Source organism: Catenulispora sp. MAP12-49 (genome assembly GCF_041262705.1).
Lineage (GTDB): Bacteria > Actinomycetota > Actinomycetes > Streptomycetales > Catenulisporaceae > Catenulispora.
Genome location: NZ_JBGCCP010000020.1, coordinates 41842 through 67937, shown reverse-complemented (window position 1 = coordinate 67937; position 26096 = coordinate 41842). Strand labels below are relative to the sequence as shown.

Below are 26096 nucleotides of genomic sequence, written 5' to 3'. Positions count from 1 at the left end.
GTCACGCCTGAATCAGGGTGAGCACGTTCCCGGAAGGGTCGGTGACCTGGGCCTTGACCACCCAGCCGTTGTCCGTCGGGGGCATCACGACCGCGCCGCCGAGCTCCGTGGCACGCCGCACAGCCTGCTCGAGGTCCGGAACCGCCACACCGAGCGTGACAGCGGGCCGCTCCGCCTCGACGATCCCGCCGCGCAGCCCGCCGGGGGTCTGCACCAGCGCGTAGCCCGGGCCCTTGGACACGATCTCCCAGTCCAGCAGGTCCCCGTAGAAGTGGCGCAGACGCTCGTCGTCCGGGCCGCTGATGTCGAAGTGCACCACCGCGTTCGCGGCGTGCACGGTCTGGTCACTCATCCGCCTACCTCCTGTGAATGTCCGCCTTCGCCGGCCGGCTCGATACCCGGGAACACCCGGGTGAGCAGCTCGACCAGGTGGCCGAGCCGCTCCGGCACCGCCCGATAGAGCCGGAAGGTGCCGTCCACCCTCATGGCCACCAGGCCGTGCTTGCGCAGCACCCTGAGATGCTCGGACACACTGGCCGGGGCCAGCTCGAGCAGCTCGGCCAGGTCCCCGGCACTGCGTTCCCGATCCCACACCCGGACCAGGATGTGCCGACGGTGCCCGCTGGCCACGGCCCGCAGGAGGTCGTCGAGGTCATCGAGGTCATCAAGGTCGTCGAGATCTTCCGGCTCAACCATGACGGCAATGCTACTTCGGATCAAAACGAAATAGCAAGGTCAAGCAGATGATCACGGCGCGAGCGCAGCATCGAGGGCCGCCTGGCAATGCAACGCGGTGGTCGGAAAGACCGGAACCGCGAGGTCGCCGATCCGGACACTGAGCTCGAGCTCGGTACACCCGAGGACGATCCCACGCGCTCCCCGGTCCACCAGCCGCTGCCCGATCGCGATGAGCAGCTCACGCGATTCCTCGGTCACGACCCCGACGCAGAGCTCGTCGTAGATGATCCGCTGCACCTGCTCCCGATCCGCCTCGTCCGGGATCAGCGACTCCACTCCCCCGTCCGCGAGGCGCTGCCGATAGAAGTCCTGCTCCATGGTGTAGCGGGTGGCCAGCAGACCGATGCGCTCCAGCCCGGCGGCACGCACCGCGCGCGCCGTGACGTCGCCCAGGTGCAGCACCGGACAGTCGACCGCCGCCGCAACCTGGTCGTAGACCTTGTGCATCGTGTTGGTGCCGATCATGATCAGCTCGGCCCCCGCAGCCCGCAACGCCCGAGCCTCGCCAGCCAGCACCTCACCCGAAGCCTCCCAGTCACCGCTCTGCTGCATCCGCTCGATCGGCGCGAAGTCCACCGACGCCACGAGCACCCAGGCCGAATGCAGGCCGCCCAGACGATCCCGGACCCCCTGATTCAGCAGCCGATAGTATTCGGCAGTTGATTCCCAGCTCATCCCGCCGATCAAGCCGATTCTTCGCATGCCCCAACGGTGGCCCGCCCCGGGATCTGGCCGCAAATCGATGTGGGCCGGCAGGTGCGGCGGTGCCGACGGTCTTGCTCGCGCGGCCTCGGGTGCCGGTGCTGGTGCTGGGAATTGGGCGCCTCTGACTTATGGTGGGTGAGTTTCTCGTGCGGGTGCAGCTGGGGTGGGGGCTTGCAGGCGTTTCTTGACGGCTTCGCGCATGGTTTACGGGATCCGCTGGTGGCGCGGGTCGGGGGCGGCGCTGGTTTCGCGGGGCGGCGGTGGTGTGGGTAGGTGGTTGGCTCTACTGCGAAAACCAAGGGCAACTGCGACAGCCCAAGGGCAAGGTCAAAGACTTACAAGCGCCTCCGGCGGCGCCTGCGCGGCGAGCGGCCTCGCTCCGGGGAGTGGGGGTTGCGCTGCCCGGCGGCGGACGTTGCTTGTGGTCGCCTTCGTCCCGGATTCCCCGTCGCATCGTCGCCTTACGGAAGCAGACCGGGCCGGTGGTATCAAGCCGGATCGCAGAGCTGTGGGTCCAGTATCAGCGGCTTGACACCACCGGCCCGGCCTGCTTGGCTACGCCCGCCGAAGCGACGGGGAATCCGGGACAAACCCGCCTGTGGTGTGGACGGGGTCCACTCGGCGAGGTACAGCGGCGGCCGGGTGGTGTGTGCGTAAGGTGCGGGAACCGTTCCCACAGGCGGGGGTTGTCCCGGATTCCCCGTCGCTTCGGCGGTGCTTGCACAACCATCCCGGACTGGGCGGTGTCCAGCCGAACCAAACCGGTGGCCAGCAACAGCGATCCGGCTTGACACCGCCCAGGCCGGGATGGTTCCCTCCGGGCGACGAAGCGACGGGGAAGCCGGGACAGAGGCGACCACAAGCAGCGACCGGCAGCCAGCAGCGCGACCCCCACTCCCCGGAGCGAGGCCGCTCGCCGCGCAGGCGCCGCCGGAGGCGCCTTTAGCCCTTGACCTTGACTTTCGCAGTTCGCCTTCGCCTTGGCCTTCGCAGTTGACCTTGACTGTCGCAGTAGACCCGACCACCTGCCCACACCACCACCGCCCCCCGAAACCAGCGCCACCCCCAACCCGCGCCACCAACGATCCCGCCAACCATGCGCGAAGCCGTCAAGAAACGCCTGCGCCTGTCAACCCACAAACAAACCGCAACCAGCCACACCCACGCACCCACAAATTCAGAGGCTCCGAAAATCGCCACCGCTACCGCTACCGCTACCGCCACCTATTCCTGGTGCACTTCCTGGTGCACTTCCTGGTGCACTTCCTGGTGCACCGCCTCCCGAACCTTGCCCAGCAGCACACGCAGCTGCTCCCGCTCTTCAGCGCTGAGCGTGCCCGTGGCGTCGGCGAGCGCCTGGGTGTCCACGGCCTCCGCCTGGTCATAGTGGGCGCGGCCGGCGGTGGTCAGGGAGATCAGGAAGGCCCGGCGGTCGTCGGAGTGCCGGACGCGCTCGACCAGGCCGTCGTGCTCCAGGCTGTCCACGATCGTCGTGGTGGTGCGGGCCGCGACGCCCAGTAGCTCGCTGAGGTCGCGCATGCGCAGCGGGACGCCCTCGCGGGCGAGCATGCGCAGTGCGCGGAGGCGGGCCACCGAGGAGCTCAGGGGACGCAGTCTGCTCTCCACGAAGGAGCGCAACACCACCGTGGTGTCGAAGAGCTCGTCCACCAGGACGTCGCTGCTCCCGTGATGTTGCCGCGCCATGTCCGCACCGCTCCCGTCTATCCTGAGTACGCTCATAGTGAGTATGCTCAGTAATCATGCCCGTCCGCGACACCCTGTCCCGCCGCACGCCTGCGCCCCTGCGCAACCAGCGCGTCATCGTACCGGTCATGTCGGTCTTCACCGTCTTCATCGTGATCGTCGACGGTTCGATCACCACGGTGGCGCTTCCCTCGCTCGCGCGTCAGTTCCACCTGTCCCCCGCCGGCCTGGACGGCGTCGTCGTGGTCTATCCCGTGTGCCTGGGCATGGTCATCCCCGCCTCCGCCTGGCTGCTCGAACGCTACGACGCGCGCCGCGTGCTCCTGACCGGCCTGGCCCTGTTCACCCTGGCCTCCGGGCTGTGCGGCGCCGCCGCGAATCTTCCCGAGCTGGTCGCCTTCCGCGCCCTGCAGGGCCTGTCCGCCGGGGCCTTGATGCCGGTCTCGCAGGGGCTGGTGTTCAGGACCTTCACGCACCACGAACAGATACGGCTGTCCCGGATCACGATCATCCCCCAGCAGCTGGCTCCGGCGATCGCGCCGTTGCTCGGCGGCTCGCTGGTGGTGTCGTTCGGATGGCGCTGGGTCTTCTACGTGAACGTGCCGGTCGGTCTGGCGGCCGTCGTGTTCGGGCTGCTCTTCCTCGGAGAGCACCGCGACCACCGCGCCGCCCGGCTGGACCTGGCCGGTCTGCTGCTCAGCGCGGCCGCGATGGGTGCCCTGATGTACGGGGTCTGCGCCGGGCCGGATCACGGGTGGGCCACACCTGGCGTCCTGCTCCCGTTGGTGGCCGGCGCGGCCCTGCTCGGCATAGCCGTGCGCCACCAGTTGCGCACCGACCAGCCCGCGCTGCGGCTGCGCTTGTTCACCGACCGGTTCTTCCGCAAGGCCTGCCTGGTCAGCCTCGTCGGACTCATTCCGACGATGGGCACGATGTTCCTGGTCCCGCTGTTCCTTCAGCAGGCGCAGGGACGCGACGCCTTCGCCTCCGGCAGCGCCACGTTCACCGAGGCCTTCGGCGTGTTGCTGACCATGCAGCTGGTCGGCGTCCTCTATCAGCGCGTCGGCCCCGGCCCGATCATCGGCGGCGGCCTGCTCGGCGTGGCCGGCGTCGAGCTGCTGTTCGCGACCTGCGACCTGCACACCGGGCTGGGGACGCTGCGGCTCTACATGTTCCTGCTCGGCGTGATGATGGGCGCCTTCTTCATCCCGGTCACCCTGGCCTCGCTCACCACCGTCGACCGGGCCGACTCGGCCCAGGCCGCGACCCTGGGCACGGTCGTCCGGCAGTTCGGGATGGCACTGGCGCCGACGGTCGTCACCGCCGCTCTCGTCCTCGGTTCCGGCCACGGGCACGACCACGGCCACCCGGCCGCCGCCGGTCCATCGCCGTCGGTGGCGGGGTACCACAGGGCGTTTCTCGTCCTCGCCGGGACCGCGCTGCTCGCCGGGCTTTACGCCTTCAGCCTGGGTCGCCGCCGTCGGAGCGGAAGTACGGCCGAGCCCGGCGCACCCCGGCTTGGTCCGCACCGCCGGGTACCACGACAACGGTCCGGTCAGGGAGCGCTCCCGCCAGGCTTCGAACCCGGGACCACCGGAACAGCGGCTCCGACCGGTGGCGGCGTGCTCAGGGCGCGCCCGAAGTAGTCAGTCGTTCCCGTGTTCGTCTGGAACAGCTTCTGCAGGTCGAGACCCTTGCCAGCGAGGTTCGTGCAGGCGGGGACGATCGCTTGCGCCTCGGCGGTGGTCCGGATCTCGGGAAGCCGGCCGCCGCTGAAGCAGGGGTCGACGGTCAGCCCCGTGGGCTGGCCGGAGAGCTTCTCCGCGCCAGTCGCCGCGCGCCAGTCGGCCAGGGTGGTGTACGTCTTGGTGGACCAGATGACGTACCACAGCCCGGACGGCGCGTAGTAGTCGTTGCCTTGCAGGACGACGTGCGAGGCGGTGACTCCGAGCACGGTGGCCAGCGGCGATCCGTCGGTGGCCAGGACGTTGTTGCGGATGGTGATGCCGTTCTGGCTCCCGCTCACGAGCAGTGCCGGCGCCTGTCCCCCGGTCCCGGCCATGACCACCGTGTTCTGGTAGACGTCCAGGCCGCTGATATACGTCCCGTAGACGGTCAGGCCGCCGTTCTGCGGCATCTTGCGGCCGTCGTCGTTGCTGATGTTGTAGCGGATCGTGTCGCCGGTGTAGAGGCTGCTGGGCTCGTCGGTGTAGACGTAGATGCCGGGTCCGTCATTGTGGAAGGCCAGGTTGTACTGGATCGTCGAGTTCGAGACGTTGTCGTCCATGCCGAACCCGGCGCCGTCGGCGAGGGAGGCGGTGTGGTTGGCGTAGGCGGTGTTGTGCTCGATGACCACGCCGGTGGAGTTGTACGTCCAGATCCCCACAGGTCCGTCATGGGCCAGGGCCGCCGATGCGAAGCCGTTGTTGTACGCGGTGGATCCGCTCACCTTGGCGCCGCTGACGCTGCCCAGGCTGATGCCGTTTCCGGTGCTGTGGGCGAGCACTGCGGGGTCGCCGGCATTGTCGTATGCCTGCACTGCTTCGATGTCGATGTTCTGGTTCGCGTACGCGGGGTGGGCCACCTCGAAGTCCGGACCGTAGGTCTTCAGCCCGGAATCCTCGTTGCCGTGCAACCGCGCCTGATGGACCGCCACCTCCGCGAAGCCGGTGTAGGAGGCGGAGCCGATCCCGATACCCGTCTGGAAACCGGAGACGTCGACACCGGAGATGGTGACGTGGTTGGGCTTCGCACCGCTGTGCAGGTCGCTGTAGAGGTTGATGCCGGTACCGTGCGCGTAGGGCGCGCCGACCCCGGTGATGGTGAGATCCCGGATGGCCACACCGCCGGTGTTGTGCACGTCGATGCCGTCGCCGGACGACGCCAGGACGGCGTTTCCGCTGCCGTACGAGCCGATCACCACTGGTTGTCCGGCGTTGCCCGCGTCGCCGGCGGCCACCGTGAGGGTGCCGGAGTATCGGGCTCCGCCCTGGAGCAGGATCTGGTCTCCGGGCCGCAGCTGCTGCTGTTGGACGCGTGCCAGGGACTGCCACGCCGCGCCGGCCGAGGTGCCGGAGTCGCCGTCGTGGCCGCTCGGGCTGACGTAGTACGTGTGCGCCGACGGCCCGTAGTGGGGAAGATCGGCGCACCCGCTTGCGGCGACCGCCAGGCCCACGGCGGCCACGGTGGCCACAGCCCACGGCACGACGCGGGCAACCCTGGCGAACCGGGCGAGCCCGGTGGCGGCCGTCGACGGGAGCATGGCGATCAGGCTCCCGCGAGGACGGGACGGACGCGATGTCCGGCCCGGTCCGGTTGCCGGCGCTGGTCTTCGAACCACGCGATGGTGCGCTCCAGGCCCTCCTCGATGGAGATCACCGGAGACCAGCCGAGTTGTTCGCGGGCCCGGGCTATCACCGGCTGCCGGTGGGTCGGGTCGTCGGTGGGCAGCGGACGGTACTCGATCCGCGAGCGTGAACCGGTGGCTCGCAGCACCAGATCCGCCAGTTCCCGGACGGTGTACTCGCTGGGGTTGCCGAGGTTGACCGGGCCGGCGCAGCCGCTGTCGGCCATCGCCGTGATGCCCCGGATGAGGTCGTCGACGTAGCAGAAGCTGCGCGTCTGGGTGCCGTCGCCGTGGATCGTCAGGGGGCTGCCTTCCAGCGCCTGCCGGATGAAGGTGGACACCACTCGTCCGTCGTAGGGCCGCATCCGCGGGCCGTAGGTGTTGAAGATCCGGACGATGCCGACGTTCAGGCCGCGGCTGCGCCGGTAGGCCGACGCCAGCGCCTCGGCGTAGCGCTTGGCCTCGTCGTAGACGCTGCGCGGGCCGATCGGATTGACGTTGCCCCAGTACTCCTCGGGCTGGGGGTGGATCGCGGGATCTCCGTAGACCTCGCTGGTCGAGGCGAGCAGGAAGCGCGCGCCGTGTCGCAGCGCCAGGCGGAGGGCGTTCTCGGTCCCCCGGCTGCCGACGGCCAGCGTCTCCAGCGGCAGCCGGTCGTAGTCGGGAGGTGAGGCGGGACTGGCGAGATGGGCCACGACGTGCACCGGCGCCGGGACGTCGAAGGGCGCTGTGACGTCGGTGCGTACGGGCCGGAAGCCGGGATGGCCGCGAAGGCGGGCGATGTTCTCCGGGCTGCTCGTGGAGAAGTTGTCCAGGCACCAGACCGTGTCTCCTCTGCGCAGCAGGGCTTCGCAGAGGTGGGTGCCCAGGAATCCACCTCCTCCGGTCACGACGACATGCATTGGTCTCCTCCTCGATCGGGTGACGCCGACGTGGTCGACGGCACCGATGTAAATGCCGATGTGGTTGCCGGCGCCGACGCGGACAGCAACGGCCGTCCCGGCACGCACACGCTCCAGCCGGCCGACCACCAGGGCTCGGGGTCCAGGCTGTTGCGGGCGTCCAGGAGCACGGGCACACGCACCACCTCGGCGAGCGCCGCGGGATCGAGCTCGCGGTACTCCTGCCAGGGGGTCAGGTGCAGCACCAGGTCGGCGTCTTCACAGACCTTGGGGACGTCCGGGGCGTAGCTCAGTTCGGGGGAGACGGCCCGCGCGTTGTCCAGCGCCTGCGGGTCGTGGACCCGGACTTCGGCTCCCAGCCGGTGGACGATGTCGGCGACGGCCAGGGCGGGCGAGTCGCGCACGTCGTCGCTGTCGGGCTTGAAGGCCGCTCCGAGGACCGCGACGCGGCGGCCGGCGAACCTCCCGCCGAGCAGCTCCCGTGCGCGCTCGACGGTGCGCTGCCGCTGCCTGAGGTTGATCCGGTCGACCTCGTGCAGGATCTCCACCGACTCGGCGGCTCCGATCTCCGCGGCGCGGGCCGCGAAGGCCCGGATGTCCTTCGGGAAGCAGCTGCCGCCGAATCCCAGTCCGCTCTGCAGGAAGCGGGGGCCGATCCGCGGGTCGGCGCCGAGCGCCGCGGACAGGACCGACACGTCCGCGCCGGCCGCGTCGCAGACCTCTGCCATGGCGTTGATGAAGGAGATCTTGGTCGCCAGGAAGGCGTTCGCCGCCACCTTCACCAGCTCGGCGGTGGCCGGGTCGGTGCAGAAGAACGGGACCTCCGCCCGCAGCATGGGCGCGTAGACGGCCCGCAGGACCGCCTCGGCGTGCGCGGAGGCCACGCCCACGACGAGCCGGGCCGGCCGCAGGGTGTCGTCGACGGCTGAGCCCTCGCGCAGGAACTCGGGGTTCCAGGCGACCTCGGTGCCCGGGGACGCCGCGGCCAGCCGCGCGTTGAGCCGGGCCGCGGTGCCGACCGGCACGGTGGACTTGCCCACCACCAGGCTGCCGGGACGCAGGTGCGGGGCCAGGCCGTCCACGACGGCGTCGACGTACCGCAGGTCGGCGGCCTTGCCGTCGGGGCGTTGCGGGGTGCCGACGCAGATGAAGTGCGTGCTGGCGGCTCTGGCGGCCTCGGTCAGGGAGGTCGACAGGCGCAACCTGCCCGATGCCAGGGTCCGGGCGAGGATCTCGTTGAGGCCCGGCTCGTGGACCGGCGCCCGGCCCGAGGCCAGGGCGGCGATCCGTTCGGCGTCGATGTCGACGGCGAGGACCTCGTGCCCGATGTCGGCCATGCACGCGGCGTGGACGGCGCCGACGTATCCGGTCCCGATTACTGTGATCTTCATGTCACTGCTCCTATCCGGCTGTCGTTGGCCTTCGCGTTCGCGTTCGCCTTAACCGGCTGTCGCCGGGCATAGCCGTCGGGGTTGAGCCGCTGGAACCGCCAGGCGTCCTGGCACATGTCGGCGAGGTCGCGCGTTGGATGCCAGCCCCAGGCGCGCGCCGCGGCGGTCGCGTCGGCGACCAGTTCGGGGACGTCGCCCGGGCGGCGCGAGACGATCCGGTACGGGATCGGCCGACCGCAGGCGGCGCCGAAGGCCTCTATGACCTCCAGGACCGAACGGCCCCTTCCGACGCCGAGGTTGTAGACGCGCATGCCCGGTGCGTCGGCGATCCGGTCCAGCGCGATCCGGTGGGCCCGGGCCGTGTCCATGACGTGGATGTAGTCCCGCACGGCGGTACCGTCCGCGGTGGCGTAGTCGTCGCCGAACACGTCGATCCGTGCGAGCCGGCCGACGGCCACCTGAGCCAGGTACGGCATCAGGTTCGCCGGAACGCCGCGGGCATCCTCGCCCAGCAGTCCGCTCGGGTGGGCCCCGACCGGGTTGAAGTACCGCAAGGCCACCACCATGAACTCCGGGCACCGGCGGCACACGTCGGCGAGGATCTGCTCGCAGGCCCACTTCGAGGCCGCGTACGGATTGGTCGGCCGGGCCGGGGTGGCTTCGTCCAGCGGGCCGCCTCCGGCGTCGCCGTAGATCGAGCAGGACGAGGAGTACACCAGCCGGTGCACCCCGTGCTCCTGCATGGTGCGCAGCAGGTTCGTCGTGCCGCCGACGTTGGTGTCGTAGTACTCCACCGGCATCCGGGTCGATTCGCCGACGGCCTTGCGGGCGGCGAAGTGCACGACGGCGTCGACCTGGTGCCGTTCGAAGACGGCTGTCAGGGCCCGCCGGTCGCAGATGTCCACCCCGTACACGGCGCCGACGCGGCGGCCGGTGAGTTCCTGGATGCGCCCGAAGACCTGCGGCGTGCTGTTGGAGAAGTCGTCGGCGACGATGACGTCGTAGCCGTGGCTGAGCAGCTCGGCACACGTATGGCTGCCGATGAATCCCGCGCCTCCGGTGATGAGGACCGTTGTCATCGCGATCACCCGTGCAGAACGGCGATCGCGTACGCCGGGTAGAGGGCGATGGACGCGGCCAGGGGCAGCAGCGGCAGAGCGGAAATCATCAAAGGAGTTCGCGCGGTGGCGAAAGCGCTGCGCGGACGCGTGCCTGCGGCTCTGGCGGCCTCGCTGACGTGCAAGGTGGCGACCAGGATGCTGACCGCGGTGTACGCGCAGGAACCGAGGATGCACAGGAAGACGTATCCCACGGCGGGCCCGGTCAGCTCCCCGACGATCGCGGCGCCCGAAAGGCCGACGGCGATCACGACGAACGGCAGAACGAGGCCTTTGGGCAGCGTCTCATGTCCCGTACGGTCCTTGGGCGTGACCTTGAAGTAGATGGGCCGGCGCAGTGTCTCCTGCACGATCGCCCCGATCACGCCCCAGGCGACGTACGGCCAGCGCGCGAGCATGAACAGCCACAGCTCCCAGCTCAGGACCGGCGCGGTGCGCGGACGTAACAGCCCTCTGCCGCGCAGCAGGAGCAGCAGCGCGAGCAGCCAGATCGTCATCGCCCACATGTGGCCCAGGAACGCGGCGTAGTTGACGCTCACCCAGACCCGGCCGGTCACCGCGGCGACGGCGGGCAGCGCGATGCCGGCCATGGCTCCGAGCGCCAGCAGCGGGTAGTAGATCAGGACGATCGCGAACCGCAGCTGCTTACGCAGCGGCAGCCGGTGCATATGCCGCGGGATCATCCCGAACATCATGGCCACCAGGCTGCGCGACCACTGGTACTCCTGGGTGACCATGTCCGTGAAGGTCATGGGGCCCAGTCCGTGGGCCTCGGCGTCGATGGCGAACGCGCCCTGCCAGCCGGCCGAGTTGAGCAGGAACGTGGTGGTGAAGTCCTCGGCCAGGTCGGGCCCGAGGCCGCCGATCTCGCGCAGCGCTTGGGTGCGGACCCCGTAGTGGGAGCCGATGCACACCGGGGCGAGCCGGTCGACGTGCCCGAGCTGGAACGGACCGTGGAACGGGGCCTCCCGGTACAGCCGGCCCCGGGCGGCCCAGGAGTCCGCGGCGTTGGCGTCGCAGATGCTGGGGGCGGCGACGTAGCCGATGGCCGCGTCGGCGAAGGGCCGGACGACCTCGGCGAGGTAGCCGGGGCCCGGCTCGTGGTCGCAGTCGAGCTGGACGACGACGTCGTAATCCCGGTAGCCCCACCGGTCGTAGAAGTAGGCGAGGTTGCCTTCCTTGCACTTGGTGCGCCGGGGCCACGTGGTCCGGTTGTACGCCTCGACCCCGCGCCGCGTGGACACGTGAATGTCCTGCGAGCGGCACCACTGCTCGATCTCCTCGGACGGATCCTCGTCACAGAGCCAGACGTCGTAGGCATAGGGGAAGTCCTGCGCGAGCATGGCCTCCAGCGTGTGGCGCGCCATGGACCACGGCTCCGAGGGCGCCCGGGTCACCGCGATGGCCAGCCGCAGCCGCGGGATCACGGTCGCCGGATCGACCTTGGGCAGCCGCGAGACCGCGAGCAGGAAGTAGCTGGCCTGGCAGGTGAGGTAGAGCAACAACAGGCTGGTCAGCACCAGCCCGGCCCACGTCACCAGGTGCCCCGGCTCCAACCACCACTGCCAGAACACCACGAAGCAGACCGCCCAGCCCGCCGCCAGCACGGCGACGGCGACCCGGTAGCCGCGCGTGAGCGTCGGAACCAGCGTCGACCGGTCGATCCTGAACTTGTGCGCCGGCCGCGCGAAGAGCGGCCCATGCGGCGTGATACGAGCGACGCGCCCACCGGAGAGCTCCACGATCTGCGCTTGCAGCGACGCGTACGCGGCGGGATCCGGCGCGCGGCGACGGGTCGCGGCCAGGCGCTGCTTCCACTTCGTGACGCGGTGGGCGGACCTCATGCTTTCACCTGGTTCTTGGCGGAGCTTCTACGTTGTCCTTGGCCCCAGGCTCGACCGGTGACGTCCACCGCTTATAAAGATGCTGTCAATTTCTCCTCAAGAGGATCGTCATCGTCTCCTCAAGAAGCCCCCTCAATTCCCCGTCAAGACATCACTCCCCGCGCAGGTGAACGAGACAGCTGGGAATCGGAGCCGGTTCACCGGCGCTCGCACCGTCTTGCCGGAAAACGGACCCGCACACGACGTCGCCATGCCGCGCCGCCAAGCTCCTTGACGACTTCTTGAGCATCAGGATCTTGATCACTGAGCACTGTCGTCCAGCTCGAACATGAACGCCGTCATGCTGACATGCACCCTTCCCTCGGCCCGCGGCTGACCCGCCTTGTCGTGGATGAGCTGTATGGCCTGGAAGACCAGGTCGCACGCCTCATCCCAGACCTCGCGGCCCACCCACACCTCGGCGTCGGTGGTCGACCGCTGCCTGGTCATCACCTGCATGCGGCGGCGGAGGTCGGTGAACGTCGCCTCATACAGCAGCTCCCGACCGCTGGAGGTGTCCAGGCGATGGGCGCTGGCCGGGTCGTATCGATAGAGCACCGGTGCCCGCCCGCGGCCGACCGGGGTGTCCGGGTCCTTGACCTCCTCGACCCGCTGCAGGAACCCGGCCGCGGCGAGCTGTCGCAGGTGGTAGCTCGCCGACGCGTGCGCGATGCCGAGCTCCTGCGCCACCTCGGTCGCCGACATCGCCGCGCCTATCAGCAACGACACGATGCGCAGGCGCAACGGGTTGGCCAGGGCTCGGAGCGGAACCAGCCCGGTATTATCCAAAGACATGTTGGGATGCTACGCATCGCTTGGTTAGCGCACAACATGTGCGGCATGCCCGGCTTCGCAAGACGAATCCCTTGCTCATGAGCCCCTCACCCGGGGGTCGACGACGCCGTACAGCAGGTCGACGACCAGGTTCCCCAGCACGATGAAGGCGGTGGCCACGATCGTGACACCCATGAGGACGGGCAGATCGGACTGGCCCACCGCGTCGACCGCCTCGCGGCCGATGCCCGGCAGGTTGAAGACCTGCTCGGCCAGCGCGACGCCGCCGAGGGCGAAGCCGAGGTCCATCCCGAAGATCGTGACGATCGGGGTCAGGGCGGCGCGCAGCGCGTGCTTGAAGACGACCGTCCGCTCCGGCAGGCCCTTGGCCCGCGCCGTGCGGATGAAGTCCTCGTTCATGGTGTCCAGCATGCCGACCCGGGTGAGGCGGGCGTACAGGGCCGCCAGGCCGAAGGCCACGGCGATCCAGGGCAGCAGCAGGTGCGTGAACCAGTTCCACGGATCCTGGCTGATCGGAACGTAGCCCGGGTCCGGGAAGATGTGCCAGTTGACCACGAACACCAGCGCCAGCAGCGGGCCGACGAAGTACACCGGCAGGGACACCCCGACCAGCGCGGTGATCATGCCGGCCCGGTCGATGAACGAGCCCTTCTTCAGGGCCGAGGCGACGCCCACGGCGACACCGAAGACCAGCCACAGGATCGAGGAGCCGATCGCCAGCGAGATCGTGACCGGGAGCCACTGGCTGATGCTGTGGGTCACCAGTTCGTTGGTCTTGAAGGAGTAGCCCAGGCACGGGGCCGGGCAGTGCGACATCTGCGTACCGGTGTCGTAGTCGTACCCGACGAAGATGCCCTTGATGAAACGGCCGTACTGAGTCCAGACCGACTGGTCGAACCCGAAGCGGTGGATGACCGCCTGGATCGCGGCGGGGTTCTGGGTCTTGCCGACGTACTGTTCCGCCATCGACTCCGCAGTCTGCCCGCCCAGGCGCGGGAAGACGTAGAAGATGAAGAACGTGATCAGAGAGATCACGAACAGCAGCACGACTGCTGAGAACAGACGCCTGATGATGTAGGTGATCATGGAGTGCGGCGGCGGTCGGCATTATCCAAAGGCATGTTGGGATAATAGGCACTGCCCATGGGACAGGCAAGACGCGCTGGCTCCTCGGCCGATCAGTCGTGATGGCATGCACGGGCATCGACGGGCCCTGTCGTGTTTGCACGCACGTCGGTCAGCCCCCCGCCCCCTCGTGTCGCCGGAGTGTGCGAAAGGTACGAGAGTTGGAGATGTGGCCCACGACCGAGGAGTCAGCGCGCCCGAGGGTGCTGTGGCGGAGGCCGCGCCGGCGGGTGCGGCCAGGCCCGCCGCGCTGCCCGGGCGGTCGCGCTGGCTGCTGACCGGGGCGTACGTCCTGATCGCCGTGGCCATCCTCTTGGACCTGCTCACCGGGCCCAAGACCACCTTCTCCTCGATACTCGCCGCGGTCCCGGCGCTGGCGGCGGCGGGGGCCAGGTCCGCCCGGGTGCCCCTGGCCGCCGGAGCGCTCGCGGCCATCGCCGTCGGGCTGCTCGCCCTGGCCAACCAGGACGTGGCGGCCGCCGTGCACCTCGAGGCGGTGGCCGCCGTGGTGGCCGTGACCTTGGCCAGCGCCGCCGGCGTCGTCCTGGTCAAGACGCGGGAGCGGGAGCTCCAGCAGGTCCGCACGGTCGCCGAGGCGGCCCAGCGTGCCCTGCTGCGTCCCGTCCCGGGCAGGATCGGCCGGCTGCGGGTCGGCGTGCGGTACCTGGCCGCCGCGGCGGAGGCCAGGATCGGCGGGGATCTCTACGAGGTCCTGGAGACCGGGTACGGCACCCGGGTGCTGCTCGGCGACGTGCAGGGCAAGGGCCTGGCCGCGGTCGACACCGCCGCGGACGTCCTCGGCGTCTTCCGAGCGGAAGCCCGGATCGAACCGGACCTCGCCCGGCTCGCGGAGCGCCTGGACAGCGCACTCGCACAGAACCGGCAGAACGAGCGGTTCGTCACCGCGGTGCTGCTCGCGATCCCGCCGACGCAGGACCTCGTCGAGGTCGTCAACTGCGGCCACCCGCCCCCGCTCCTGCGGCGCCGTTCCGGGACCGTGAGCGAGGTCGAGCCGCCCGCCTACGCACCGCCCCTGGGGCTGCGAGCGCTCACCGGCGCCCCTCTCCGCGGCAGGACGGTCGACCTCGAGCCCGGCGACCTGCTTCTGCTGCACACCGACGGCGTATCGGAAACACGCGACAGCCATGACCGGTTCTACCCGCTTGCCACCAGGCTGGCGACCTTCCGCGCGCAGGAACCCGGCGCGCTCCTCGACGAGCTGCTCGCGGACGTGGTGGCCTACTCCGCCGACGGGATGACCGACGACGCGGCGGTGCTCGCGGTCCGCCGCGAGGCTTGAACCCTGTTCAGCTCAGGAAACCCTGTTCGCTCAGGAAACCCTGTCCAGCTCTGCCTCGAACCGCCGGGCCAGGGCGGTGTTGCGGTCTCGGCTCGCGCTGTGGACGGCGATCTCCAGGGCGCGGCGCTGGCCGACCAGGACAACGAGCTTCCTGGCCCGGGTGACCAAGGTGTAGAGCAGGTTCCGGTACAGCATCAAGGGCCCCGTCTCCGTGGTCAGCGGAGCGACGACATACGGGTACTCGCTGCCTTGAGAGCGGTGGACGCTGATGGCGTAGGCATGCAGGAGGTCGTCGAGTTCGTCGAAGTCGTAGACCGCGATGTCGCCGTCGTCGGTGCGCAGCTGCACGGTCCGCGACTGCGTGTCGAGGCCGGAGACGACGGCGGTGGTGCCGTTGAAGATGCCGGAGCTGCCCTTGTTCGGGTCGTTGCGGATCGGCATCACCTTGTCCCCGATCCGGAACACCGAGGTGCCGGCCCAGTACTCGGCCTTGTCCGGGTCGGCGGGATTGAGGCGTTCCTGGAGACGACGGCCCAGCTCCACGGTACCGGTCACGCCGCGCCGGCTCGGGGCCAGGACCTGGACGTCGGACGGCGGGACGCCGTGCGAGGTCGGGATCCGGACCGTGGCGATGTCCAGGATCCGCTCGGCGGCCTGCGCCGAGTCCTCGGCCTCCTCGAACCAGAACTCGCTGGTGCGCGGGTTCGGCATCCGTCCGGCCCGGATCAGGTGGGCGTTGACGGTGATGGAGGAGCCCTCGCCCTGGCGGAACACGTGAGTCAGTTCGGTGCGCGCGATCTCGGGCACCCGCAGCAGGTCTTCCAGGACGCTGCCCGGACCGATGGACGGCAGCTGGTCGACATCCCCGACGAGCAGCAGGTGCGTACCCGGCGGAACCTGGCGGGCGAGTTTGAGGCCGAGGAACACGTCCAGCATGGACGCCTCGTCGACGACGATCAGGTCGGCCATCAGGGGACTGTCGTCGAACAACGCGTCCGGATCAGCGTCGGGGAGATCGGCCACCAGCCTGTGCACCGTCATCGCCGGCATGCCGACCAGCTCCGAGAGCCGCTTGGCGGCCTTGCCCGTGGGAGCCGCCAGCGTCACCCGGCCGCCGCCGGCCTTCACGATCTGCGCGATCGTCTTCACCGTGTGGCTCTTGCCACACCCCGGACCGCCGGTGAGCACCGACACGGTGTGGGTCAGTGCCATCCGCACCGCCGCGCGCTGGCCGTCGTGCAGGCCGGGATGGTCGACGTCGAGCGTCTCGGCACGCCGCCGGGCCGCGGCGGGGACATCGGAGTCGGCGCGCAGCAAGGTGGTGATCGCGGCGGCAAGGGCCCGCTCGGTGTGGTGCAGCACCTTGGCGAAGACGACCGTCGCCGACGAGCCGGCGTCCGCCGAATCAGAGTTCGTATCAGGATACAGATCAGGGTTCGGATCAGGCTCGACGACCACCGCCCGCAGCGCGGCCAACTGGTCCAGCTCGATGCGCACCAGCTCCCGATCCTGCCCCACCAGCCGGGCCGCCTCCAGGAGCAGGCGGGTGCGGTTCACATAGCAATGGCCGTCGCGCCGGGCGGCATCCAGCCGGTCGGCCAACGCCGCCCGCAGGCGCTTCGGATCCTGCTCGGCAACGCCGGAAGCCAGCGCGATCTTGTCGGCGACCGCGAAGCCGATGCCGCGGACCTTCTCGATGAGCAGGTACGGGTCCTTGCGCACCACCGCCGGCGAGTCCGCCCCGAACTCGGCGTAGATCTTCGCGGCCATCAGCGGCGAGATCCCGAACCCCTGCAGCACGACCATCAGATCCCGGATCACCTTCTGCCCGACCCAGGAGGACACGATCCGGTCCTTGCGGACCGCGCCGATCCCGTTCACCTCGGTGAGCCGCGCCGGATCGGCGTCGATGACCTTCAGCGTGTCCTCACCGAAGCGCTCGACGATCGCGGCGGCCAGTCCCGGTCCGATGCCGCGGATCAGACCCGAGCCCAGGTACATGCGGATGCCGCGGATGTGCGACGGCAACACGCATTCGCACGCACGCACCGACAACTGCGCCCCGAACCGGGAGTGCTGCGTCCAACGTCCGTCCACCAGCACGACGGAACCGGGCTGTACACCCGCCAACGCCGCACCGGCAGCGGTGAACTCCCCCTGCTCCTCGGACAGGAGGCGAGCCACGGTGTATTCGTCGGCGCGCACAAAGATCAGGCGCTCCACCGCGGCCTCAAGCCGGACCTCGCCGACCGGGTCGGACTCACTCACGGCCGACACGCACTTCCCCTCGGCACTGGGTACGAGCGGGGAATCCAGCCCTCAGCGGTCGGCATTGCATGGCTTCGCCAGTGTAATCGCGGCCACCACCAGACGTGCTGCTCCCTTGCGTAGGGTGGCCCTCGTGCCGTTCACCCTTGCCCATCCCGCAGCTGTCCTCCCGCTGATGCACCGTGGCCAGGCGCGAGGAGGGCTGATCGGCTCCGCACTGGTCTTCGGCGCCATGGCGCCCGACGTCCCCTACTTCGCCGGAGCGTTCGCGCTCGGCGATCTCGCGCACACGTGGGCGGCCGTGCCCACACTCGACGTGGCGATCACCGTCGCACTCGCCGCCGCCTGGCACCTGCTGCTGCGCGCGCCGCTGGTGCGCCTGCTGCCGGCACGCTGGGCCGCGGCCGCGGAGGAGCTGACGGCGCCCCGGGAAAGAAGGATCCAGCTCTTCCGGCTCTCCCGGCTCTCCCGGCTCTCCTTAGTGCCGTGGTTCGTTCTGTCCGCCGTCATCGGCGCGGTGACCCACGTGGCATGGGACGACTTCACCCACCCCGGCCGCATCGGGGTCAGGCTCTTCCCGGTGCTGCAGAACGCCCGCATCTTCGGCGAACCGCCGTACGTCCTGCTCCAGTACGGGTGCTCGGTGCTGGGCGTCGGGGCACTCGGGTACTGGACCGCGCAGGAGATGCGCCGCGCCGCACAATCGGGCACGAACACCGCACCCCCGGCAGGCAACCGCCGCCTGGCCTTCGGCCTGATCGCCGGTTTCGCAGCCCTGGGCACCGCCTACCGCGCCACCGAGTGGGCCCATCCGGGCATGCCGTGGACCTCGCTGGTTCCCGTCCTCGCCTTCGGCGCGGTCGCCGGCGCCACGATCGCGGTGTTCCTCTACGCGCTGCTGGCCCTGCGCCGCGTCTAGAACGACCGTCTCTGGAAGGTGGCAGACCGTCTTCCTTCCGGACCGTCACGGGACTTGTCGGCCCCGCCGCCCGGAGCGGGCGGCGGGGCCGACAAGCTGCCGCCTACGCCAAGTACTCGGCGAGCGGCACGTAGCCATCGTTCGCCGGCGTGGCGATCCGGATGTCGGCGCACCGGGCCTCGGCCCAGGCAACGGCTTCGTCCGGGCGCTCGGACTCGATATCGCCGCTCTGCTCGATGATCATGTCCTTGCCTTCGAAACCGAGGCCCGTCGCGTGCCACCACACCGCGGTCCAATAAGTGGGATGGTGGCTTGCCCGCGGATAGCACGTGATCGTGACGTGCTCTGGAACGTCGTGTCGGACATCCGGCCCATGGGGCCCGGCATCTGTGGACGTTCCCGCCTCGATCGACGCGGGATCGTGCGCGTCCCGGTCACCCGGCATGTTGCCGGCCGCCAGGTAGTCCTCGAGTCGTCGTTCGGACGGGGTCATCCTCAACCTCAGGCTTCTAGTCGTGCCAGCCACCGCCGTGGGACTGCGCCGGCTCCCTGCTCGCGTCGATGCCCAGGAAGTGGAACCCCCCGTACGGCTTGGTCGACCACGCCGTGGTGGCAATCGGGCTCTTGACGAAGAAGTACCAGTACCCAGGGTACCCGGCCAGGCTCCAGGCCTCCTCCTGCACCGAGGTCCTGTTGAAGTTCTGGTTGTCCGAAGCCTGGTATCCGGGCGGAGGCCAGGCGGCCGAGAACACCAGGCCCGGGAAGCTGTGCTGTTCGTAGGTGCCGCCGATGACGCTGCCCACCTGCCCGGGCGGCGGGTTCATCAGCTGGCCGGACATGGTGACGGTGTTGGTGTCCTCCGAGTTGCTGTACGTGAACGGCTTGCAGGTCATGAGGGTTCCGTTCAAAGTCCACTCGAAGACGCCCGACATGGTGCCGAGCGTCGTCGAACCGTAGCCCCAGTTGCTGCTGTCGCTGTCGAACTGGACGTCGTACTGGCTGTTCTCGTAATAACAGCCTGCAGCGTCACACCAGCCCGTGGCCGGCTTCAGCCGCGGGGCGCTGGTCGGGCACGACCAACCGCCGACGCGCTGGGCGATCGGCTTGGCGCACTGGTCACTCGACGCGGCCGTCGCGGTGACTGATCCCGTGAGGTAGTCCTGGTACTTGTGCTGACTCGGTGTCGGCGTTGTGTTGCCCGCGTCCTTCGCCGCCGCCGACGTCGTGAACACGGCTGCCAGCATGATCACAAAGCTTGTCACGCCGACAAGCGCTCGACGTCGTGGAGCAATGGGTATTCGACGCGCCACTGGATTCTCCCCGGTTTGTTGGTGGCAGTCGGCCGATATGGGCCGACAGTCAATCAGAACACTGAGTCTCTGACGAGCGCGCGCCGCACGAGTAAAAGCCGCGTAAAACCACGCAGCGTGACAGCCGCTCCGCGGCGGCTTCAGCAACCAGCTGACCAGGCTCGCACCTGTGGGCCGGGTGAACGAGCAGCGCATCGGACAAGCCGCGGTTCGCATCAGATGCCGCATTCAGGTGGTTTACTTGCATGGAAGACCGCAGAGCGCGGTGAACGCCACGTGCCGGGGAGGCCGTCCAGTGACCAACCACCCCATCGCCGCGCGGCGTCGTGCAACGATCGTCAGCTCGGCAGCCCTGCTTCTCGGCATGGCCGCCGCGGTCACCGCGACCGCCGCATCGTCTGGAGGCGCCGACAGGCCCGCGGGACCCCCATCCCGGTACCAGGACTACATCGGCGGCCAGCCCAACGAACAGTGCTCCGTGCCGCCCGCACAGCGCAACGGCGGGTGGGTGTGCCCACCGGCGGACGGTCGGCGCTAGCACCAGCCTGACTCGACGTGCGGACGAAGCCAGGGTGCTGCCGTTGTCAGCTGCTGTGCTGATCTGCTGGATGTAGTGGACCCCTCGCTGTGCCTCGGGACCACCGGTATGTTCCCTGTGGTGACCTTGACGGAGACGCGGGGCCTGGCTCCGATGACCGACGGGGCGCAGATTGGTTGGATCGCGCTCGGAGACAAGGCACGAACGCCGCCTGTCGTCATGCTCCACGGCGGGCCGGGGCTGCCGGACTACCTGGGCGAGGTCGCCGCCATGGTCGCCGATCTGGTGCCGGTGTACCGGTACGACCAGCGTGGCACGGGTCGCTCCCGGTGGCGGGGCCGTCATTGCTTCGCCCGGCACGTGGACGATCTCGCCGAGCTGCTCGATGCCTGGGATGTGCCCGAGGCGGTGCTGATCGGGCACTCCTACGGCACCGATCTGGCGAGCCGCTTCTGTCTGCGGCACCCTGACCGCGTGGCCGCGATGGTGCTGCTGTGCGGACCGTTTGTCGGTGACTGGCGGGCCGGCTATCGAGCCGAACGCGACCGTCGCATGTCCGCCGCTCAGCAAATGCGGCTTCGCGAACTGGAAGAGCTGACCCCGCGGACGAACGAGCAGGAGGTCGAGCTCCTCGCGCTGGCCTGGTTCACCGACCATGCCGATCCTGAACGCGGTTGGCGCTGGGCCATGCGGGGAGCTTCGCAGCGTCGGCCCGTCAACTGGGCCATGAACAGCGAGTTGGGCGACGAGGGACGTTCGGACCCGCTGGAGCGGCACGTGGACCGGCTGCGCGCGTGTCTTCCCGCACGAACCGAGGTCCTCGGCGGAGCCGACGACCCCCGCCCCCTGTCGGCGCTGGAGGCGCTGGCGCTGCGGCTCGACGTTCCGCTGACGCGGATCGAGGGCGCCGGGCACGAGCCTTGGCTGGAGCAGTTCGACGTGGTGCGCGCCCACCTGCGGAGGTTCCTGCTGGCGTGACGCCCGGGTGTCCTTGCCTACCGGGTGTCCCTGCGGACCGGGGGTCCCGCGAACCAGGTGTCCCCGCGAACCGCGCGGAAACGGCCACGGCAAGATGACCGTCAATGGAACTGACACTCATCGCCGTCGCCGGCGTCATCAGCATCGTGGCCGTGGCCGCGTTCTCGGAGAAGCTCGGGCTGGCCGCGCCGCTGAGTCTGGTGATCGTCGGGATCGCGCTCAGCTACGTCCCCGGCGTTCCGCGGATCCGCGTCGATCCCGAGGTGGTGCTCACCGGGGTGCTGCCGCCGCTGCTGTATGCGGCGGCGGTCAATATGCCGGCCACCGATTTCCGGCGGAACCTGAAGTCGATCAGTGGTCTGGCCGTGCTGCTGGTCGCGGCGACGACGCTGGGGACCGGCTGGCTTTTTCACGCGCTGCTGCCGGGGATCGGGTGGCCGGCGGCGTTCGCGCTCGGGGCGGTGGTCAGTCCGACCGACGCGGTGGCGGCCAGCTCGATCGGGCACAAGCTGGGGTTGCCGTCGCGGCTGCTGGCGGTGCTGGAGGGCGAGGGCCTGGTCAACGACGCTTCCGCGCTGGTGCTGCTGCGGTCGGCGGTGGCGGCGATCGCCAGTTCGGTGTCGATGGGGGGTCTGGCCTGGGACTTCGTCAAGGCGGTCGTGATCGCCGCGGTGATCGGGCTGGTCGTCGGGTATGTCAACGTCCGCATCCGGGGGCTGCTGCACGACGGCGTGCTCAACACCGCGATCTCGTTCGTGGTGCCGTTCCTGGCCTTCGTGCCCGCCGAGGAGCTGCGCGCGTCCGGGGTGCTGGCCGTGGTGGTCGCCGGCCTGGTCAGCGGGGAGATGAGTCCGCGCTATGTGCGCGCGGCCGACCGGATGACCGAGCGGATGAACTGGCGGACCCTGGCCTTCCTGCTGGAGAGCGGCATCTTCCTGCTGATGGGCCTGGGACTGCGTTCCCTGATCGACGACGTCGGCGGCGAACACCTCTCGGCCTGGACCGGGCTGTGGGTGGGCCTGGCCGCCTCGGCGGCGGTGATCCTGCTGCGGATCGGCTTCGTGGCCCCGCTGGTGGCGGTGCTGCGCAGGGATCGCCGGCGCGCCGAGGAGGCCAAGCCGCGCCTGGAGCGGATGAAGACCCGGATCGACGAACACGACCTCACCGAGCGCTTCAGCCCGCGGCAGGCCGAGCGCATCACGCACCGCGTGGTCCGCGTGGCCGCCGACATCGAATTCCAGCTCAACGAGGACCTGGGCTGGCGCGGCGGCGTGGTCCTGGCCTGGTCCGGCATGCGCGGCGCGATCACCGTGGCCGCCGCCGAGACGCTGCCGGCGGACCTCACCAGGCGCCCGCAGATGATCCTGATCGCCACCGTGGTCGCGCTGACGACCCTGCTGGTGAACGGCCTGACCCTGCCGGCGGTGATCCGCGCGGTCCGGATCCCGGGCGACGACGAGGGACGTATCCGCGCTGAGTACGCCGACCTGATGGCCACGCTGACGGCCGCGGGGCGGGAGTACCTCGCCGATCCCGGACCGGACGTGGACCCGCAGGTCGTCGCCGAGGTGCGCGAAAGGCTGGAGCAGCCGCTGCGGAACGTGGAGCAGGAGGCACGGCGCGATCTGCGGGACGAGTACCTGCGGGTGACCCTCGGCGTGTTGGAGGCGGAGCAGGCGCGGCTGCTGCGCGCCCGATCCGAGGGGGTCTACAGCTCGCGGACACTGACCCAGATTCAGCGCAGGCTGGACATCCAGACCGCGACGATGCAGCGGATCGGGGACGAGGAAGGCTAGCGCCACCCGACGAGGAGAGGTAGCGCCACCCTGAGACACCAGTTCGATCAGTGCTCGACTGATCGCTATCCTGACTCCGCCACAAACGGAGGAGGGGTCTTGGAACCGCTGCTGTCTGCCGATCCGCGCACGATCGCCCGGTTCCAGCTGCTGGCCCGGCTCGGCTCGGGGGGCATGGGCGAGGTCTTCCTGGCGCTGACCCCCGACGGCCGGCAGGTCGCGGTCAAGGTCGTGCGGGGCGGCTTCGAGAGCACCGAGGCGATGGCCCGGTTCCGGCACGAGGTGGAGGCCGTCGGAAGGCTGCGCAGCCGGTGGACCGCCGCGCTGGAGGACGCCGACCTGACCGGCAGGCCCATCTGGCTGGCCACGGAGTACGTGCCCGGCCCGACGCTGGCCGCTGCGGTCGCGCGGTTCGGCGCGATGCCGCCGAGCGTGGTGCGGCACCTGGCCGCGGGGCTCGCCGAAGCGGTCGCCGACGTGCACGCCCACGGCGTCCTGCACCGCGACCTGAAGCCGAACAACGTCATCATGTCGCCGTCGGGCCCGCGGCTGATCGACTTCGGGATCGCCCGGACCGGCGACCAGACGGCGCTGACCCACACCGGCAGTGCGGTCGGCACGCCCGGGTACCTGGCGCCGGAGGTCGTGCGCGGCGGCGCGCCGAGCCCGGCGGCCGACATCTTCGCCGTCGGCGCGATGCTCGCCTACGCCGCGACCGGCCGTCCGCCGTTCGGGGTCGGCGACCCGCACGCGATCATGTTCCGCAGCGTCGAGAACCCGGCGGACACCGACGGCGTCGAGCCGGCCCTGGCCGCCCTGATCGCCGAGTACACGGCCAAGGACCCGGCGGCCCGGCCGGCCGCCGCCGATCTGCTCGCCGCGGTCGCGGGCCGGGCGACGGCCGACGACGCGCGGGCCGTCGCGGCGTTCTACGACGCTCTGTCCACGATCGCCGACACCGCGCCGCAGGACGTGCAGACCGCCACCGGGATGGGCCTTCTTCCCCCGAGCACGTCCGACGCCGAAGCGGTGCCGCGAAGGACCCGCCGGCTCGCGGTGGCTCTCGTCTCGGCCGTCGCGGTCATCGCGATCGCGCTGGCGGTGGAGTTCTTCCCGGGCACCACCGATCACACGCAGCACGGCGCGAGCGGCGGCCTGGCGCCGACGTCCACGCCGACGCCGTCGGCCGACGGGTCGCTCGCGGCGAAGGCCATCAGCGGCACGAACGCCGCCACGACTACGACCACGGCCACGACCACAGCCACGGGCGGCGCAGGCGGCACCACGACCGGCACGACCTCCCCGGCGACCCCGTCGTCGGCGAGCACCGCTCCCCCGACCACGTTCCTGCGCGACCGCCCGGGCACCCAGGCCGTCGAGAACACGACCCAGTGGAATCCGCAGACGTTCCAGTGCGAGAACAGCCCGACTCGCGAGGAAACCCTGCCGAACACCTTCGGATTCCAGAGCTCCGTCGCCCGCGACCCGGTCGCGAAGGGCACGCCGGTCACCATCGGCTTCCGCAGCAAGGAGCCGAATCCGGGAGCCCCGTACTACATGGCCGCCGAAGTCGTTCCCCCGGCGGACTTCGGCGGCAACGCCGTGGTCTTCCGGTGGAACGACAAGCCCCAGCCGTTGGGCGTCGACTGGACGAACGCCACCTTCCCCAAGGACTTCACCTCCACGCTCAGTGCGCCCGGCGCCGAAAGTTCTCCGGCCGCGACCGACTTCCCCGGGAACTACGTCGTCCTGTGGTTCCACGTCCACAGCGACGGCGAGGCCTACTACGTGTCCTGCGACGGTTTCACCGTCCACTGATCGGGTGAATACGAGCCCTCACCGGGGACGAAATCCGGCCTTGAGAGGACAATCTGACATGTAGGTCGCTCAGGCCACTGTCAACGGGAGGCCGGAACCCCATGAACCCCCACCCCCAGGCCGCCGCGCGGGTCGAGCACGTCTTCGACCTCTTCGACACCGACGGCAACGGCTTCATCGAGGCCGCCGACATCGCGCTCATGACGAACCGGGTGGTCGCGGCCGCGACCGGATCGGACCGGGCCGCCAAGGACGCGATGCGCGCCGCCTTCGACCGCTACTGGACCACGATGGCCGACGAGCTCGACCGGAACGGCGACGGGCGGATCAGCGCCGAGGAGTTCCGGGCCTTCGTGCTCAGCCCGGAGCGTTTCGGCGCGGCCGTCGAGCAGTTCGCCGAGGCGCTGTCCGCACTCGGCGACCCCGACGGCGACGGGCTCATCGAGCGCCCGGTCTTCGAGGCGCTGATGACGGCGATCGGCTTCGGGCACGAGAACCTGCACGCGCTCTTCGACTCCTTCGGCCCCACCGCGCAGGACCAGGTCGAGGCGGAGGTGTGGCGGGCCGCGATCGTGGAGTTCTACGACCCGGGCGACGGCGACACCCGCGGCAACCACCTGATCCCCGCGCAACAGCGCTGAGCCCCCGCGGAAAGGAGAAGGCGTTGCTGCTGCTCATATCCCCGGCCGACGTCGAAGAAGCCCGCGAGTGCGCGAAGGCGTCGCAGTACCTGGACATCGTCGACGTCAAGAAGCCGGACGAGGGCTCGCTCGGCGCGAACTTCCCGTGGGTGATCCGGGAGATCCGCGACGCCGTGCCGGCGGACAAGCCGGTGTCCGCGACCGTGGGGGACGTGCCCTACAAACCCGGCACGGTCGCCCAGGCGGCCCTGGGCGCGGCCGTCTCGGGCGCCACGTACATCAAGGTCGGCCTCTTCGGCTGCTCGACGCCCGACCAGGCCGTCACCGTCATGCGCGCCGTCGTGCGGGCGGTGAAGGACTACCGGCCGGACGCGCTCGTCGTCGCCTCGGGCTATGCCGACGCCCACCGCATCGGCTGCGTCAACCCGCTCGCGCTGCCCGACATCGCCGGCCGCTCCGGCTGCGACGCGGCCATGCTCGACACCGCCGTCAAGGACGGGACCCGGCTGTTCGACCACGTGCCGCCCGAGCTGTGCGCGGAGTTCGTCCGGCGGGCCCACGACTCCGGCCTGTTCGCGGCGCTCGCGGGCAGCGTCAAGGCGGACGACCTGGGCACGCTCACCGCCATCGGCACGGACATCGTGGGCGTGCGCGGGGCGGTGTGCGAGCGCGGCGACCGCACCACCGGACGGATCCAACCGCATCTGGTGGCGGCGTTCCGGGCCGAGATGGACCGGCACAGGGACCTGCACAGCCAGGAACAGAACCGGGAACAGAACCGGGAACAGAGCACCGTCCCCACCGGGAACTGACCCATCGGC

General features: G+C 70.0%; 22 protein-coding genes. 8 read left to right on the top strand and 14 right to left on the bottom strand.

All coding sequences use genetic code 11. The annotated features are described in order from the left end of the window. Window position 1: 1 nt before the first annotated feature. The 4 genes from ABIA35_RS31025 to ABIA35_RS31010 all read right to left on the bottom strand — a co-directional run bounded on the left by ABIA35_RS31025 (window position 2) and on the right by ABIA35_RS31010 (window position 3183). On the bottom strand, window positions 2-352 hold the full coding sequence (locus tag ABIA35_RS31025) for a VOC family protein (RefSeq protein WP_370346339.1): 351 nt from the start codon (window positions 350-352) through the stop codon (window positions 2-4). Continuing rightward, window positions 349-696, bottom strand: coding sequence for an ArsR/SmtB family transcription factor (locus tag ABIA35_RS31020; protein WP_370360211.1), 348 nt, complete (start codon window positions 694-696; stop codon window positions 349-351). Before ABIA35_RS31020 ends, ABIA35_RS31025 begins: the two co-directional genes overlap by 4 nt. 51 nt (window positions 697-747) lie before the next feature. After that, a complete protein-coding gene (locus tag ABIA35_RS31015) occupies window positions 748-1440 on the bottom strand; it encodes an aspartate/glutamate racemase family protein (protein ID WP_370360209.1) in 693 nt (230 codons plus the stop codon). Between the two features lie 1227 nt (window positions 1441-2667). Further along, window positions 2668-3183 carry a MarR family winged helix-turn-helix transcriptional regulator gene (locus tag ABIA35_RS31010; protein ID WP_370360208.1) on the bottom strand — a complete coding sequence of 172 codons (516 nt, stop codon included), beginning with the start codon at window positions 3181-3183 and terminating at the stop codon, window positions 2668-2670. Between the two features lie 20 nt (window positions 3184-3203). On the opposite strand from ABIA35_RS31010, the gene ABIA35_RS31005 reads away from it, so the two are divergent. After that, entirely contained in the window at window positions 3204-4793 is a 1590-nt protein-coding gene (locus tag ABIA35_RS31005) for a DHA2 family efflux MFS transporter permease subunit (protein WP_370360207.1), read from the top strand. On the opposite strand, the gene ABIA35_RS31000 is transcribed toward ABIA35_RS31005, so the two are convergent. From ABIA35_RS31000 to ABIA35_RS30970, 7 genes are all read right to left on the bottom strand, one after another. After that, window positions 4703-6409, bottom strand: a complete 1707-nt coding sequence (locus tag ABIA35_RS31000) for a right-handed parallel beta-helix repeat-containing protein (protein WP_370360205.1) — start codon at window positions 6407-6409, stop codon at window positions 4703-4705. The genes ABIA35_RS31005 and ABIA35_RS31000 overlap by 91 nt on opposite strands. 5 nt (window positions 6410-6414) lie before the next feature. Beyond that, window positions 6415-7395, bottom strand: coding sequence for a UDP-glucuronic acid decarboxylase family protein (locus tag ABIA35_RS30995; RefSeq protein WP_370360204.1), 981 nt, complete (start codon window positions 7393-7395; stop codon window positions 6415-6417). Further along, window positions 7380-8786: a UDP-glucose/GDP-mannose dehydrogenase family protein gene (locus ABIA35_RS30990; RefSeq protein ID WP_370360202.1), complete on the bottom strand. Its 1407-nt coding sequence runs from the start codon at window positions 8784-8786 to the stop codon at window positions 7380-7382. Before ABIA35_RS30990 ends, ABIA35_RS30995 begins: the two co-directional genes overlap by 16 nt. Next, window positions 8783-9865, bottom strand: coding sequence for a UDP-glucose 4-epimerase GalE (gene galE / locus ABIA35_RS30985; protein WP_370360200.1), 1083 nt, complete (start codon window positions 9863-9865; stop codon window positions 8783-8785). The genes ABIA35_RS30990 and galE overlap by 4 nt, the downstream gene beginning before the upstream one ends. 5 nt (window positions 9866-9870) lie before the next feature. Continuing rightward, window positions 9871-11748 (bottom strand): glycosyltransferase family 2 protein, encoded by a 1878-nt coding sequence (locus ABIA35_RS30980; protein WP_370360199.1) that lies wholly within the window; start codon window positions 11746-11748, stop codon window positions 9871-9873. 300 nt (window positions 11749-12048) lie between these two features. After that, complete coding sequence (locus tag ABIA35_RS30975; RefSeq protein WP_370360198.1) at window positions 12049-12582, bottom strand: ArsR/SmtB family transcription factor; 534 nt, start codon at window positions 12580-12582, stop codon at window positions 12049-12051. A 75-nt stretch (window positions 12583-12657) separates the two neighbouring features. Beyond that, the gene (locus ABIA35_RS30970) at window positions 12658-13668 is read right to left on the bottom strand and encodes an ABC transporter permease (RefSeq protein WP_370346347.1); all 1011 of its coding nucleotides are present in this window, start codon (window positions 13666-13668) and stop codon (window positions 12658-12660) included. Window positions 13669-13876: 208 nt separating this feature from the next. On the opposite strand from ABIA35_RS30970, the gene ABIA35_RS30965 reads away from it, so the two are divergent. Next, window positions 13877-15007, top strand: a complete 1131-nt coding sequence (locus ABIA35_RS30965; protein ID WP_370346349.1) for a PP2C family protein-serine/threonine phosphatase — start codon at window positions 13877-13879, stop codon at window positions 15005-15007. Between the two features lie 30 nt (window positions 15008-15037). Here ABIA35_RS30965 and ABIA35_RS30960 read toward each other — a convergent pair whose 3' ends face one another. After that, window positions 15038-17284 carry an ATP-dependent RecD-like DNA helicase gene (locus ABIA35_RS30960; protein WP_370360197.1) on the bottom strand — a complete coding sequence of 749 codons (2247 nt, stop codon included), beginning with the start codon at window positions 17282-17284 and terminating at the stop codon, window positions 15038-15040. Here ABIA35_RS30960 and ABIA35_RS30955 point away from each other — a divergent pair. Continuing rightward, window positions 17193-18194: a DUF4184 family protein gene (locus ABIA35_RS30955; RefSeq protein WP_370360196.1), complete on the top strand. Its 1002-nt coding sequence runs from the start codon at window positions 17193-17195 to the stop codon at window positions 18192-18194. The two genes, ABIA35_RS30960 and ABIA35_RS30955, sit on opposite strands and share 92 nt — an antisense overlap. A 103-nt stretch (window positions 18195-18297) precedes the next feature. On the opposite strand, the gene ABIA35_RS30950 is transcribed toward ABIA35_RS30955, so the two are convergent. Beyond that, window positions 18298-18687 carry a hypothetical protein gene (locus ABIA35_RS30950; protein WP_370346355.1) on the bottom strand — a complete coding sequence of 130 codons (390 nt, stop codon included), beginning with the start codon at window positions 18685-18687 and terminating at the stop codon, window positions 18298-18300. Window positions 18688-18703: 16 nt separating this feature from the next. After that, the gene (locus ABIA35_RS30945; protein ID WP_370346357.1) at window positions 18704-19438 is read right to left on the bottom strand and encodes a hypothetical protein; all 735 of its coding nucleotides are present in this window, start codon (window positions 19436-19438) and stop codon (window positions 18704-18706) included. A 757-nt stretch (window positions 19439-20195) separates the two neighbouring features. Here ABIA35_RS30945 and ABIA35_RS30940 point away from each other — a divergent pair. The 5 genes from ABIA35_RS30940 to ABIA35_RS30920 all read left to right on the top strand — a co-directional run bounded on the left by ABIA35_RS30940 (window position 20196) and on the right by ABIA35_RS30920 (window position 26087). Continuing rightward, on the top strand, window positions 20196-21020 hold the full coding sequence (locus tag ABIA35_RS30940; RefSeq protein WP_370360195.1) for an alpha/beta fold hydrolase: 825 nt from the start codon (window positions 20196-20198) through the stop codon (window positions 21018-21020). Between the two features lie 104 nt (window positions 21021-21124). Next, entirely contained in the window at window positions 21125-22816 is a 1692-nt protein-coding gene (locus ABIA35_RS30935) for a cation:proton antiporter (protein ID WP_370346363.1), read from the top strand. A 99-nt stretch (window positions 22817-22915) separates the two neighbouring features. Further along, window positions 22916-24634 carry a protein kinase gene (locus ABIA35_RS30930; RefSeq protein ID WP_370360194.1) on the top strand — a complete coding sequence of 573 codons (1719 nt, stop codon included), beginning with the start codon at window positions 22916-22918 and terminating at the stop codon, window positions 24632-24634. Window positions 24635-24735: 101 nt separating this feature from the next. After that, entirely contained in the window at window positions 24736-25275 is a 540-nt protein-coding gene (locus tag ABIA35_RS30925) for an EF-hand domain-containing protein (protein WP_370346367.1), read from the top strand. Window positions 25276-25298: 23 nt separating this feature from the next. Continuing rightward, complete coding sequence (locus ABIA35_RS30920; RefSeq protein ID WP_370360193.1) at window positions 25299-26087, top strand: (5-formylfuran-3-yl)methyl phosphate synthase; 789 nt, start codon at window positions 25299-25301, stop codon at window positions 26085-26087. The last annotated feature ends 9 nt before the right edge of the window (window positions 26088-26096 follow it).